Annotated in this window: 8 protein-coding genes; 6 read left to right on the top strand and 2 right to left on the bottom strand. The window is 42.6% G+C overall.

All coding sequences use genetic code 11. The annotated features are described in order from the left end of the window. Positions 1–227 precede the first annotated feature (227 nt). Positions 228–3,563, top strand: a complete 3,336-nt coding sequence (locus tag PQ469_RS25860; protein ID WP_274210255.1) for a GH92 family glycosyl hydrolase — start codon at positions 228–230, stop codon at positions 3,561–3,563. Here the strand turns inward: PQ469_RS25860 and PQ469_RS25855 are convergent. Further along, positions 3,560–4,564 (bottom strand): LacI family DNA-binding transcriptional regulator, encoded by a 1,005-nt coding sequence (locus PQ469_RS25855; RefSeq protein ID WP_274210254.1) that lies wholly within the window; start codon positions 4,562–4,564, stop codon positions 3,560–3,562. The genes PQ469_RS25860 and PQ469_RS25855 overlap by 4 nt on opposite strands. A 201-nt stretch (positions 4,565–4,765) precedes the next feature. On the opposite strand from PQ469_RS25855, the gene PQ469_RS25850 reads away from it, so the two are divergent. From PQ469_RS25850 to PQ469_RS25840, 3 genes are all read left to right on the top strand, one after another. Continuing rightward, a complete protein-coding gene (locus PQ469_RS25850) occupies positions 4,766–6,295 on the top strand; it encodes a glycoside hydrolase family 28 protein (protein ID WP_274210253.1) in 1,530 nt (509 codons plus the stop codon). A 274-nt stretch (positions 6,296–6,569) separates the two neighbouring features. Next, complete coding sequence (locus PQ469_RS25845) at positions 6,570–7,439, top strand: inositol oxygenase family protein (RefSeq protein WP_090643896.1); 870 nt, start codon at positions 6,570–6,572, stop codon at positions 7,437–7,439. A gap of 269 nt (positions 7,440–7,708) precedes the next feature. Beyond that, the gene (locus PQ469_RS25840) at positions 7,709–8,305 is read left to right on the top strand and encodes an RNA polymerase sigma factor (RefSeq protein WP_274210252.1); all 597 of its coding nucleotides are present in this window, start codon (positions 7,709–7,711) and stop codon (positions 8,303–8,305) included. Positions 8,306–8,698: 393 nt separating this feature from the next. Here PQ469_RS25840 and PQ469_RS25835 read toward each other — a convergent pair whose 3' ends face one another. Next, on the bottom strand, positions 8,699–9,988 hold the full coding sequence (locus PQ469_RS25835) for a serine hydrolase domain-containing protein (RefSeq protein WP_274210251.1): 1,290 nt from the start codon (positions 9,986–9,988) through the stop codon (positions 8,699–8,701). A 257-nt stretch (positions 9,989–10,245) separates the two neighbouring features. Here PQ469_RS25835 and PQ469_RS25830 point away from each other — a divergent pair, with 257 nt between their 5' ends. Together PQ469_RS25830 and PQ469_RS25825 are read left to right on the top strand one after the other, a co-directional pair. Then, on the top strand, positions 10,246–11,247 hold the full coding sequence (locus tag PQ469_RS25830; protein WP_274210250.1) for a FecR family protein: 1,002 nt from the start codon (positions 10,246–10,248) through the stop codon (positions 11,245–11,247). 208 nt (positions 11,248–11,455) lie between these two features. Further along, complete coding sequence (locus PQ469_RS25825) at positions 11,456–14,770, top strand: SusC/RagA family TonB-linked outer membrane protein (RefSeq protein ID WP_274210249.1); 3,315 nt, start codon at positions 11,456–11,458, stop codon at positions 14,768–14,770. Positions 14,771–14,788: the final 18 nt, after the last annotated feature.

The following is a 14,788-nucleotide window of genomic DNA, read 5'->3' as shown; positions in this document are numbered from 1 at the left end:
GCAGATACTTCGTCCCTACCCTTGGAATGTCCAAATTCCCTGTCCTGTCGAAGCATAGTGGGCAAAGGCCTCTCCGCGCGACCCTTCGACAGGCTCAGGGTGACAGGCCTGCGCAATCGAAATTACAACCTGTCATCCTGAGGTACGAAGGATCTATCAGCTGTGCATGTCCGATAGAAAAGTTCGCGAATAGATCCTTCGTACCTCAGGATGACAGTCGTTTATTTTTGAATACCAATTCCCCTTCAGAATCCGCTACATCGGGGATTGCTTCGTACCTCGCAATGACGGGTGGCTTGTTTAACACTAAACAGCTTTGTAAATCTTTCTTTTCTTTAACAGTTATTTTAATCCTGCTAAAGTTTTCCGCCTCAGCCCAACACACCAACCACCTGCCCTATGTAAACCCCTTCATCGGCACAGCCCAAAGTAATGTACTTACCAAATGGGGGAGTGAAGGCGGCACCTATCCCGGTGCTGTAGCGCCATCGGGTTTTATACAGTTAAGTCCTGAAACCAGGTTTGGAAAGGGGTACAATTATGGTGATAGCGCTATTTGTTATTTCAGCTGCTTCGGTCATATGAGCGGCTTTCCAGAGGGCTCAGCCGGCAGGTTTTATGTGATGCCGGTTAATACAGATTTATTTGAACCCGGTAAATACAGCCGGAAATTTTCGCATACCAATGAAACTGCAAGCCCTGGTTACTATAAAGTGAGCTTTGATGACCACAGTACCGTCGAGGTCACAGCAACAACCCGTACGGGCATGTTCCGGTTTACATTTACCGCTGGTTTATCACCACAATTATTTATCGGCGACGCCGGGGAGATTAGCATCATATCCCCTAATATAATCCGGGCCTCAAACGGTAATATGGTCATCAACTTTACCGAAGCGTTTACCTCAAAAAAGCAGGTTAAAGGCGGTTGGGTATTCAGTTTTGCAGCTGCGGTAGACGGCACTAAAACTATTGGGCTTAAACTAAGCGCTTCGGCCGTTGGTTACGCAAGTGCCCAAAAAAATATCGATACGGAAATTGGCACATCGTCTTTTGATCAACTGCGTAAACTTACCGCTAACGAATGGCAGAAAAAACTGGACGTTGTTGATGTAACCGACAGTAACGATGCAAATAAAACCGTTTTTTATACCGCCCTGTATCATTCGCTTTTAATCCCCTGGGTTATCGATGATGTGGATGGCCGTTACCGGGGGGCAGATGATAAAATTCACCAAAAAACAGGCAATCACCAATATGGGGCCTTCTCTCCCTGGGATACTTTCCGCTCCCTGCACCCCTTGCTTACCCTGCTTTACCCGGATAAGCAGCAGGATGTAATTTTATCTATGCTGGATATTTACAAACAAACCGGTCACCTGCCAACCGAATCGATGACGGGTAACCATGCTATACCCATTATTGTGGATAGCTACCTGAAAGGGATTACCGGTTTTGATAAACAGTTGGCTTATACCGCCATGAAAAAAAGTGTACTGGAGCCGCCGTTTATCCAGCCCGACATGGAGATCTTTAATCAAAAAGGTTATATCCCCTTTACCCGGTCCGAGTCGGTTACCCGCACGGTTGAGTATGCTTATGACGATTGGGCTTTATCGCAATTTGCCAAAAATGTTGTTCATAGTGACGAAGACTACCGGCTTTTGGCAAACCGCGGCTACAACTACCGCAATCTTTTAAATAACGATCAGCTATTGCTATTGCCCCGAAACGATGATGAGTTTAAACTACAGCCGGGCATGTCGGGTTATAAGGAGGGGGATAAGTGGGTGTATTCCTACTTCGTGCCCCAAAACATTAACGATCTTATTAACCTCACGGGCGGCACCGACCAATTTGCCACTCGGCTTGATTCGGCGCTTAGCAACAATGTGATCCTGTTTGATAACGAGACTGTGTTCCATTTGCCCTACCTGTTTAACCAGGCAGGTAAACCGGCTTTAACCCAAAAATGGTTAAGGCAAATTATGCTGCATCGTTTTAGCAACAACCCCGGCGGCTTACCCGGTAATGACGACCTGGGCTCAACATCCAGCTGGTATGTTTTTAGCGCCATGGGTATTTACCCGGTTTGCCCTGGCAGGCCTTATTACGCAATAGGAACACCATTATTCAAATCGGTAACACTGCATCTGCCAAACGGAAAACGGTTTAGCATAAATAATAAAGCGGCATCAGCTAAGGATGGCTATATAAGGGCCTTAACCGTTAACGGTAAACCCTGGCAACAGCTAACCCTGCCGCATTCGGTATTAACTGCCGGTGGTTCAATGGTTTTTGATTTGACGGATAAGGCAGGCAATTGGCCAAAGGATAACAACCCTGTTGAATTATCCGAAACAAAACAAAGCCCTGGTTTTAAAATGTTGAATTGGTCCGTTTCAAAAAACAATGTTGTCCCTGATGAACCTTTTACCGTTCATTTTTCAATCAGCAACAAAGGAACTACCGGCGTTAAAATTGTTTCGCTACTGGTAAATGGCAAACCGTATGCTCACAAAAACTGTATGGTAGTTTTGGACGGTATCCAAAAAGATTCGCTGGTATGCCGGCTTTACCCTATCGGGAAAACGGAACTTAAATTGGAGGGGCTGCCTCCGGTTATGGTTGATGTAAAACTGCCGCCAAATTCGCCGGTGCATCCCTTTAAAATTACAGGCCTTGCCGCTACCGCAATGCTTAAAATAAATGAGCCGCAGCACCTCGCTTATGTCATCCAAAATATTGGCGGCGTTAAGCAAACTTTTAATGTCCCGGTAACAAAAAACGACTCCCTAATTTTTACCGATACCGTTGTTTTGGAACCCGGCGAAAAAAAGGTGATCGGGCATGTACTGGCGGGTGCTTCAAAAGGGTTCCAAAGGATATTCGCAGGTGATCAAAACGTGGTTTACAAGGTGTACCAGGACAACACAGAATCACTTTTGCTTGATCTTTCTCTAATAGATTATTCGGCCAATAGTTCAGTAAAAGACAACTCCGGATTTCAAAATAACGGGCAAATAGTTACTGCCGAAAAATCAAAAACCGTCGGCAGGCTCGGGTTTAATGAGCACACTTTTGTTGAGGTTCCCAGCACTCCCGCCCTTGATAATATGGGCGAAACCATCACCATGATGGGCTGGGTATACCCCACCGGGAACGAAAAAGGATTGGTGGATATGATAACCAAAGGCGATAGCCACGTTTTACAGGTGTCTGATCACCAAACGCTTACTTTTTTTGCCGGCGGCTGGGGCCGTGGCGATTGCACCGTTAACCTGCCCGCCAACTGGAATAACCATTGGCACCACATTGCCGGGGTGTGTACAGGTAAAACACTCTACCTGTACATCGATGGTGTATTGGCGGGTACCACCGTGATGGAAACCACCGCAAACCTATCGGTAACCAACAAATGGACTTTAGGCAGGAATGAGGAATTTCCGTCTGAAAGAATTTTTCATGGATATATGGATAAGGTAAAGGTGTTTAAAGCGGCTTTAACAGCTGGTGAAGTGTCGGAGATAGTAAAGAAAGAAAAACCTGATCAGAATCGTTAAAATCCCGTCGATTCCCTTTTTATTATAGTTGATTTAAGCACCAGCGTTTCGTTCGGTTCAAAATATTTTTTATTCAATATCTTAAAAAGGATGCCGGCTGCTTCTTTGCCCATCTCAAAAGCTGGCTGTGTAATTGTGCTGAGTGAGGGGTTTAAAAGCGGCGCGGTTTTGAGGTTCGAAAAGCTTATTATTTTAATGTCCCGCGGGATATTCAGGTTAAGATCCTTACAGGCGTAATAACATGGCAGGGCCAGATTTTCAATGGAGGTAATAATGCCGTCGGGTTTTTCGTTAGCGAGCAGTTTTTTTATCAGCTGATAGTTTTCATCTTCATTGTTGGTGTCATGTACAATTAATGCATCGTTTTTGGCAATATGGTTGTCGTTTAACGCTGCGCAATATCCGGCAAACCGTTTTTTTCCTGTCGATAGGTTATTTAAGGCCATCAGGTAGGCAATTTTCCTGCACCCGCACTCAATTAAATGGCAGGTAGCGCTATAAGTGCTTTCGTAATCATCTGTAGTTACCTTTACGGCGTCTATATCTTCATTTACCCTGTCAAAAAAAACAACCGGCAGCTGGTTAATAATATCCTTAAAATTTTGATCGTTATTGGTTTCACTCGCTACCGAAATCAGGATGCCGTCAACGCGTCCACTCAGCAAACGGCGCATAAAGGCCAATTCCAAATCGCTGTTTTCGTGCGTTTGGTATATTAAAACATGGTAATCATGCTGGCGTGCTATTTCTTCGATGCCATTAATGGCCTGCGAAAAAAAATTATTGGTTACTTCAGGAATAATTACGGCAATGGTTTTTGTTTTGTGGCTCCTTAAATTACTGGCGGCCGGGTTGGGCTCATAGTTTAATTGTTTAGCCAGTTCCAAAACCTTCTTTTTGGTTTCGGGGCTTATTTCATGACTGTCCCGCAGCGCCCTTGATACTGTGGCGGTTGATAAATTTAGCGCTAAAGCGAGTTCTTTTAAATTAATGTTACCCATTGCGGATACCTTTTTATAACGGTATAATTTTACTAATATAAAGGGGTTTATGCAAACGTTTACGTAAATAAATGGATGCCGTTGCCGCAAACTAAAGTAAAAGTTTAACAACTTAGATGCCTGATGTAAAAATAAACCCCTGGTGTGTGGCATACACAGGGATAATAAACCTGCTTAATTTTTCTTTATCGATAGTTTATCATGAAAATATTTTCTTTTTTGGCTTTACTTGCAATGCCTTTTACCGGTTATGCGCAGCAAAAAATCTTTAACATAACCGATTATGGCGCTAAAGCCGATGGTATTACCAATAACACTATCAGCATTCAAAAGGCTATTGACAATGCAAACGCACAGGGCGGCGGTATAGTGCATGTTCCTGCAGGGAAGTTTTTAACGGGGGTTATCAACTTAAAGTCAAATGTTACACTAAACCTGGCAGCCAACGCCGTACTGCTGGGGAGCGCAAAACGGATTGATTATGGCGAAGGGCATGCATCGCCCTTAATATTTGCCAAAGATCAGCAGCACATTGGTATCACCGGTAAAGGAACAATTGACGGCAACGGCGACGAATTGCTGAAAGACCTTTTTGCAATGCTGAAGGCGGGAAAGCTAAGGGATTCATTATGGCAAAAAACTAATCCCTGGGGACAAATTCAACCCGAAGAACCAAACCGCCCTAAGTTAATTGGCTTTTTTAACTGTACCGGCATCCAGGTAAAAGGCATAACTATTCAGAATGGACTGGTGTGGATACAAGATTACAATAAGTGCAGGGATATGGTTATCGATAGCATTAAAGTAGTAAGCAATACCTACTGGAATAATGACGGTATCGACCTGGTAGATTGTAAAAATGTAAAGCTTACAAACAGCTTTTTTAATGCCGACGACGATGGCATCTGCCTGAAATCGAGCGACAGGAATAGCTGCTGCGAAAATATATACATAGCAAAATGTACCACACGCTCAAGTGCCAGCGGTATTAAATTTGGCACTGCTTCATGGGGCGGCTTTAAGAAGATAACCATAAAGGACATTAAAATTTATGATACCTACCGCTCGGCAATTGCCCTGGAGTGTGTTGATGGCGGCGTGATGGAAGATATTAACATCAGTAACATTCATGCCATTAACACGGGCAATGCTATATTTATACGTCTTGGCCATCGCAATAAAGACACTGTAGTGAGCAGGATTAATGGCATCCGTATAAGCAACGTAACTGTTGATGTGCCCAAAGGAAAACCCGATAAAGGATACCCAATGGAAGGGCCCGAAGTTAAAGGCAGGCACAACCCCTTCCCATCATCAATTGCCGGTTTACCGGGGCATCCTGTTCAAAATGTAACCCTGCAGAATATCAAAATAGTATATCATGGCGATGCCAGTAAAACTGTTGCCCGTGTAAGTTTAGATTCATTGACCAGGATACCCGAAAATCCGCGTGATTACCCTGAGTTTTCAATGTTTGGCGAATTGCCCGCCTGGGGTTTTTATGCCCGCCATGCGGCAGGGGTAAGCTTTAAAAATGTAACACTTAGCTGCGCCGGGCGCGATTTTAGGGCTGCCTGCGTGTTTGAAGATATTGATGGGCTTACCCTTAACTCGCTCAAAATACCGCAGGTTAAATCATTACCCGTAATAGCGCTTTTTGGCGTTACTAAATCGGTAATGCAAAATATTTTGATGCCCCGAAGCGCTAAAAATAAGGTACTTACAAAATAGATAACAGCGTGAGTACGTAATCGTTTACGTAAATAAATACCCCCAATTATGTAAAACCGATGTTTTTTTTAGTGAATTTTAAAACATTATAAAGCTAAACTGTGCCTTTAAGCGCAGCTCATTTTAAAACTTATTTATCGGATAGCCAGTTCATGAATAGCCTGCTGGAGTTTTTACTCCAGGGTTTCCGGGGGTAGCGATAAGTATAATTTAGAGTTCAATAGATGAGGGCTTTACCAATGTTTAATAATTAATTGTTTGAATGGTTTACGATATGGAAAAGTTAACTGAAAAAGAAATTTCGCCACTGCCAAGTTTGGATGTTTGGGAAGATGATGTATTAAGCAGATACCCCGAGCCCGGCACCGCTAAAGCCAAAGAGGAGTTTAGGGTTTATAATGATGCCGAAGACAACCCGGTAAGGGAATTTTACAGGCTTAACCATACCTATCAAACTTATGGTAACGTTTTAGCAAAAAAGGCTAATTTTTTACAGTTTGATAAAATGGAAATGCCATGGTGGTCGGCAATGGAGTATTTGAATACGCTGGTTGATGAATCCGACCCGGATATTTCGCTCGATCAGTTACAACACTTACTGCAAACATCTGAGGCTATTCGTGCCGATGGTCATCCCGATTGGTTTGTACTAACCGGCTTTATTCACGATTTGGGCAAGGTGCTTTGCCTTTTTGGCGAACCGCAATGGAACGTAGTAGGCGACTCGTTCCCCGTGGGGTGCAAGTTTTCGGATAAGATAGTTTACCCTGAATTTTTTGCGGCCAACCCTGATAGCACTGATGAGCGCTATAATACCAAATATGGTGTTTATACCCACCAATGCGGGTTAGATAATGTGCACATGTCGTGGGGGCACGATGAATACCTGTACCACATTACCAAAGATTATTTGCCCGAAGAAGCGTTGTATATGATCCGTTATCATTCCTTTTACTCGCAACACCGCGAAAAGGCTTACGATCATTTGCTGAACGCGCATGACCAGGAGATGTTTAAATGGGTTGATAAATTTAACCCGTATGACCTGTACTCAAAAAGCCCAAAACCACCGGTAGTATCGGAGTTAAAGCCTTATTACGAGGATTTGATTGCCAAATATTTGCCGGCTACAGTTAAATTGTAATTAATGTACCCCTATAACAACGAGTTTTTTTGATTTATTTGATTTTAGCCTGTTTGCTTAACCTGTAAAAAGCAATGCCTTTTTACAGGTTAAGCTTAAAACAGGCCATCTTAAAAAAAGCAGCAATCGTGCTTTTGAAGTTATTGCTGAAAAATTAAATAGATTATCAAAAAAGCCGGTGTGGGGCACATTTGTTGGTAAATAAATATTTGTACTTTTCACAATAATTTTTGCTTGTTGATTAATGATTAAATAGTTACCCGTTTGTTATGAATATGGATGCAGATAAAGATTTAGTGCTTCGCCTACACGATGATGATATAGGGGCATTTGATCTGCTTTATCAAAAGTATCACCAGGCCATTTATCGTAATATTTACAAACTCACTAAGGACGATGATACCTCCTGCGATATTTTACAGGATATTTTCATTGCACTATGGGAAAAACGCGCCGAAATTAGTGCCGATCAATCTGTAAGTGGCTGGCTTTTTGTGCTGAGTTTTAACAAGTCGATATCATATTTACGTAAAAAGCTGCGGGAAGCTACGGTTGTTAATACGATGCCTTTTGCCGAATTTGAGCAGGAGGATAACAACGTGCATTTAATTGACGATCAATATTATTTATTGCACCAGGCTATTAACCAGTTATCGCCCCAGCGTAAAAAAGTTTTTACACTTTGCAAGTTAGAAGGGAAAACATACGAGGAGGCTGCCGAAAAACTGAACATATCTAAACATACCGTTAAAGAATATCTCGGGCATGCGGTTGCTGCCGTCAAAAACCATATCCATGAACACCAGGCCGAATGGAAAACCGCAGGCGTGTTACTGGCCTGTTATTGGGTCGGCATCGACCATTAATTTCGATCTATGAAATATAGTTTGGCAGGTAAAATTAACAGAGCCTGCCTCTCACAAATTAAAGCAGAATCCACAAAGTGAATGTTGTACAAAACAGCATCAAAACTCTTTTTCTTCGTGGGCAAACAGTACAAATTTACACGCTTCTTTTTAAATATCAAAACAGCCCTTTATTTATGCATAAACAGGTAAAAATAAGGTAATTAGTATGTAGTTTTCAGCAATAAATGCGCAATTTATTGACACAAAAATAAAATGAAGATTTTTCACTTAAAAGTTCAAAAAAAACAGCCTGAAAAACCGGGTATTTTACACTTTAAAATACCTATTTGTCAGTTATGCCGTATAATGGTACTGTTTTAATAGACCTTTATGAGACATTCCAGCCACCCGCTACGGGCGGTGCAATTCATACACATCACCCACGTCCTGCAGCAATAACCGCTTGCCGCCATCATCAAAATAAAAGAAAAAGCCGAAAGGTTTGTTCCAGAACTCGTTTGGTGAGATCGCGGTCAATTCAAAATCCTTGCCTTTGACCGAAATCAGCAGTTTGCCTTTATCTAAACGGTTAACAACCTGCATGCCGGAAGGCGCACTATAGGTGCCAGTAAAAGCACTTAACCGGGTGCTATCGAGTTGGACGCTTTGGAAGGTTTCCAGCGTATCGGAGATATGGAAGCAGGCTTTAAAAATGTGATCGAGGATGCGAGCTTTCGGGAATACTTCGCCGTTTGTGCAATATGCAATGGCCAAACCTTCCTTTGGATAATATTGCATCGAGCTGCCAAAACCTTCGGTCTTGCCGTTATGGCCAAAACCGGGATTTAACGCATCACCGTAAGGAAAAAGGCCTTTACCATATCCGTCCCGCATGGTTTTCATGATCGCCAGGCTGCCGGCACTAATCAGTTTGCCGCTGAAAAGTGCGGTGATAAAGCTGCAGAGGTCCCGCGGCGTGGAAATGAGTGCGCCCGCTCCGCCAAAGTTATCGAGGCAAACGGCGCGGTCGGGCTTCCAGTTACTGTCAAAATATTTATAAGAGGTCGCTTCGCCAGGCATAAATCCAACTTTTTCACCATAATAGGTATGCTTTAATCCCAGTGGCCGGATGATCTGGTTGGTCACTACGTTTTGATAGGGCTGGCCGTATAATTTCTCAGCGATGTAACCCAGCAGCAAGTAATTGGAATTATTATAATCTGCTTTAGCATCCGGTTCAAAATCCGGCTTTTGCCTGCTGATCATTTCCAGCAGTTCAGCATGCGTTTTAGGCTGGTCTTTCCAAGTATCAAAATCGGTGTTATTCGTGAAGTTCGCTAATCCGCTTCGGTGCCCCAGCAGTTGGGCGACGGTGACCTTATCCGCATTAGGCAGACCCGGAAAGAAAAGGCTTAAACGATCGGAAAGCGTTAAACGACGGCCATCGATCAACTGGTAAGTGAGGATTGCCGTGAATACCTTGGTGATCGAGCCGATACGATATTCAGTGGATGGGTTCTGATCCTTGCCAAAGGAACGCTGGTAAATCATTTTACCGTTTTGAGTGATCGTCAGGCTTCCTATCGCCAGGTCACCTGTGCTGAGATAGTGAAACAGGCTGTCCAGGCGCGCACGATCTATTTGGGCCTTTGTTAAAATCGGAATAAGTAAAATAATAGCAAATAAAGACAGGCGTTTCATGCTGTATGGTTTAACGGTGAGACAATCTATGCCTCGTACAAGTTACAGATAATTGGCTAACTGTAACCGAATAAGAGTTTGCTGTCGTAATCACCAGAATGTTTTTTCGCCAACAAAAGTACCGTCAAGATTTATGAAAACAGCATCTGCAAACTACATAATTGACACTATTTGTAGTTTTTTGATTTTTTTTTAAATTATTTTCAAAACCATCCCCCCGTTTTAAACCTCCCGGCGTATTTATATAAAAATTGCTCGTGGAAACCATTGTTCAACGTTTAGAAAGGCTTTATAAAACTGATATCCTGACCCAGGACGACAAGCGCTGGCTTGCCGAATACCTGAAGGGAGATATCTCGGAGTTATACCTTATAGCCCTTGATGGTTTCAGTAAAGACGTGCTGGAACAAAAACTCACTCTTAGCGATCAGGCATCCAGCCAAATATTAAAAAACATCCACCAACGTATAACTAAACCGCCTGAACAGGCGTTTCCCATAAGGCGTTTATTAGTAAAAATGGCCATTGCGGCATCTGTTGCCACTGTTTTTTGTACCGGCTACTTATTCAGAAAACAATTGGATAATTGGATAGACCCGGTTAAGTACCAGGAGACGGTAGCCCTAAACGGCGAAATAAAACTGATTAGTTTATCTGATGGCACCACCATATGCCTTAACTCGGGCAGCCGGCTGAACTACCCCGATAAGTTCAAACAAAATATAAGGGAAGTGACCCTTACAGGCGAAGCTTTTTTTAAAGTAGCGCATAATAGCGCTAAGCCATTTATCATCCATTCGGGCAAAATTACAACCACAGTTTTAGGTACCAGCTTTAATGTTAAAGCTTATAAAGAAGATAAAGCAATTAAAGTAACCGTGGTAAGTGGTAAGGTGGGGATATTAAACACAAAAGCAAAACAGCCTGCCGTTTTGCTTACACCTAATATGCAGTTGGTATATTCCAAGACTGATGAAACACTGGTTGCAAAAAAAATTGACGATGCCCTGTCGGTAGTTAGCTGGCAGCAGGGTAAGTTGCAATACCATAATACACCATTGTCTGATGTGCTGGCCGATGTTCAGCGCAAATATAACGTGGTGATCAAGGCCGATAAAAATCTGCTCAACTGCACCTTGTATGCCGATTTTAACAATATGCCATTACAAAAAGTATTAAAGCTGATAGAAGCCCTTGTAAACGCCCACTTTAAAAAGGAGGGCAGTGCATATACCTTAAAAGGTAAGGGCTGTAATTAATATACCAATTATATAAAAACAAATAATGTTTGACACCTAAATAAAAGCTATGAGTTAAAACCCAGGGAAAGAGAAAATGATCCTCCAAAATGGCCGGGCCAGTTTTGGAGGAATAAAATGCCAAAGATTTATTAATGGAGCATGCAGGAGGCCTCAAGAACCATAGCACGTTCCAGCTTGACCTATAACACTTTAATATAGCAAAAATATGAAAAAAACCATACCCGAAAGATTCTTTCGAGCCATAACACTCGTTATGAAAATTAATGCGATTATTTTATTAGTTGTCTGTTCGCTATCGTCCATTGCTATGGCCGATAACTCATACGGACAAAGCGTACTGGAAAAGCCAGTTACCCTTAAATTGAAAAAAATGCCGCTTTCTGATGCGCTTGAGCGCATTTCGGCAAATACAGGTGTACGGATTATGTATACCGGTAATAATATTGAAAGCGATGTTAAAGTGACCCTGACGGCGCGAAACGAGAAACTGGAAGCCGTTTTGAAAAAGGTTTTATTGGACAACCAATTTACTTACACCGAAATTGAAGGTAGCTTATTGGTTAAGCCAGCGCCAAAACCCCCTGTGGAGAAAAAAGAGGAATTGCCGCCGCCTACTATTATTACCGGTACCGTCGTTGATGACAAGGGGCTGCCATTAATAGGTGTTTCGGTTAAAATAGCAGGCCTTGCAACAGGAGCTGTAACCGATGTAGATGGTAAATTTAAAGTACAGGTTGCCAGCGAGAGCACTGTACTGGTATTCTCTTATATTGGTTTTGATACGCAAAGAATAACCGTTGGTACGCAAACTGTTATAAAGGTTACTTTGGTGCCTTCGGCCAATTCATTATCTACAGTAGTTGTAGTAGGGTATGGTACCACAACCAAAAAGGAACTAACCAGCGCTATTGCCACGGTTAAGGCCGAGCAATTTAATGCCGGTGTTGTATCAAGCCCTGCCGATTTATTGGAAGGTAAAGTGGCCGGTTTAAATATTACCAGCGATGGCAACCCCAATAGCAAAGCTTCTGTTACGCTTCGCGGGCCATCGTCTATACGGGCAGGTGAGGCCTCTGTACCATTTTATGTAATAGACGGCGTACCCGGAGCCGATTTTAATTTGATTGCTCCTTCGGATATTGCTTCGATTGATGTATTGAAAGATGCCTCTGCTGCCGCAATCTACGGAACCAGGGCTACCAATGGCGTAATCATCGTAACTACTAAAAAGGCTAAAGCGGGCCAGATGAGGATGACTTACAATGGTTACGGCGCATTTGAAAAAATATCTAACCAGTTTGACGTAGCCAGTGCCGATCAGTTGAGGGCTTATGTGAAAGCTAACGGACAAAGTTTTACACCTGCAAACGATAACGGTGGAAATACTGACTGGCAAAAGGCGGTTGAACGTAATACCGGTTTTTCGCAAAACCATAACCTTTCTTTTGGCGGCGGTACCGATAAAACTACCTATAACGGAAGCTTAAATTACCTGGATAACCAGGGGATTGTTAAAACCAGCGGTTTAAAACGTGTTACAGGCAGGCTTAATATTACCCAAAAAGCGCTGAACGATAAATTGAAACTGGATTTTTCATTGAGCAATGCGGTGACCAACTCAAACCTGCTGGTTAATGATATTCCGTTGTCAAGTGCAAATGGCCAAAGTCCCGGATTGTTTAAATCAATAGTTCAGTATTTGCCTACACGTACCATTTATAATGCCGATGGTACATTTTATAACGACCCTACTTTAAAACTGGGTTATAACCCTGTTGGCCTTATTTCCAATGATACTTATAAGCAAAAAATTAATTTGTTACTGGGCAACGTGCGTGGTGAGTTGATATTACCTGCCGGTTTGCTTTACAATTTCAACTTAGCTTACCAGGAGACAAATACCGATAACAATACCTATTACAATTCGGTATCAGAACTTGCGCCCGGCCTTGGCGGCAAAGCCATCCGGTCGACTTATACAGACACAAAAAAGTTATTTGAAAACTATTTAACTTATGCTCATAACTGGAATGAAAAGCACAATTTTAAAGCCTTGTTTGGGTACTCAATAGATCAAACTACAAAGGGGGATGGTTTTCAAACGGCAGCACAGAATTTTCCCTCCGACGTTACCGGATCAAACAATCTTGCCTTGGGTTATCAAACAGGCCTTCGCAGTGATTTCGGATCGGTTCCGTTTGAAACTTTACGTTTGATATCATTTTATTCGCGGTTAAACTACAGTTACCTGGGCAAATACCTTTTACAGGCCTCGTTACGTCGGGACGGTTCAAACGCTTTTGGCACCAATAACCGCTGGGGGTATTTCCCTGCTGCATCGGCTGCATGGCGCGTTATCGATGAGGGTTTCATGAAATCGCAATCGCTGTTTGATGATTTAAAACTGAGGGTAGGATATGGAAAAACAGGTAATTCATTAGGCTTCTCGCCTTATACGCCTTTAACGCTTTATGGCACAACCGGTAGTTTTTATTACCAGAATGCTTATATCGGTGCTATTGGTGTAACCCAAAACCCAAATCCGGATTTGAAATGGGAAAGCACTGCCACACTTAACGGCGGTATCGATTTTTCTTTATTTAAGGGAAGACTGGGCGGCTCGGTTGATGTCTACAATAAAAAAACAACCGATATGATCACTTCGGTTCCGGTATCATTGATCAATAACTTCGTAAATTATAAGGTTGTAAACGTAGGCAGCATGACCAATAAGGGTGTCGAGATTGCCCTGAATGGAACACCAATTAAATTAAATGACTTTACCTGGAGCAGTTACGGCAACATTTCATTCAACAAAAATAAGATCACAGCCCTTGCCCCAAATTTATCGAAAATATATAGAGGTGATCCTGAAGGGCCGGGCCAAAGCGGGATAAACGTATCCATCATTGAAGCCGGGTATCCGTTGGGCGAGTTTTATACGCTCAAATATCTTGGCCGTACAAACGGCGTATCCACATTTTTAGGTGCCAACGGTCAGTCAACCACAACACCTACAAGTGCCGATCAAACTTATGCGGGTAATGCACAGCCAACCTATACATTTGGTTTGGGTAACGATTTTACGTATAAAAACTTCAGCCTTAATTTCTTTTTCAGAGGTCAGGGTGGTAACAAAATCATGAACGCATCTTTGGCCAGCTTTAACCAGCCAACCCAGGCTTCGGCACATGGCGTGCCTACTTTAACATTGAGTGAGCCGGGTACCGATGTTAACGCCAACTTGTATTCAACACGTTATCTTGAAAGTGGCGCGTTTATCAGGTTAAGTAATGCAACACTTGCTTACAAATTTAATGTTGCAGGTAATTATGTACATGGCATCCGTTTGTATGTTACTGGTACCAACTTATTTATTATCACCAAATACAAAGGGGTTGATCCCGAGTTGAATTTGAACATCGATAACCAGGCAAGCGGCCAGTTTATCGGCGTTGATAGTAATAATTTCTATCCAAAAACAAGGAGCTTCCTTGCAGGTATACAAGTTGATTTATAATAACCATTAACCTAACTG

Source organism: Mucilaginibacter sp. KACC 22773, from assembly GCF_028736215.1.
GTDB lineage: Bacteria > Bacteroidota > Bacteroidia > Sphingobacteriales > Sphingobacteriaceae > Mucilaginibacter.
Note: the sequence above shows the minus strand (reverse complement) of the source record. Positions and strands in the feature narration are given on the sequence as shown.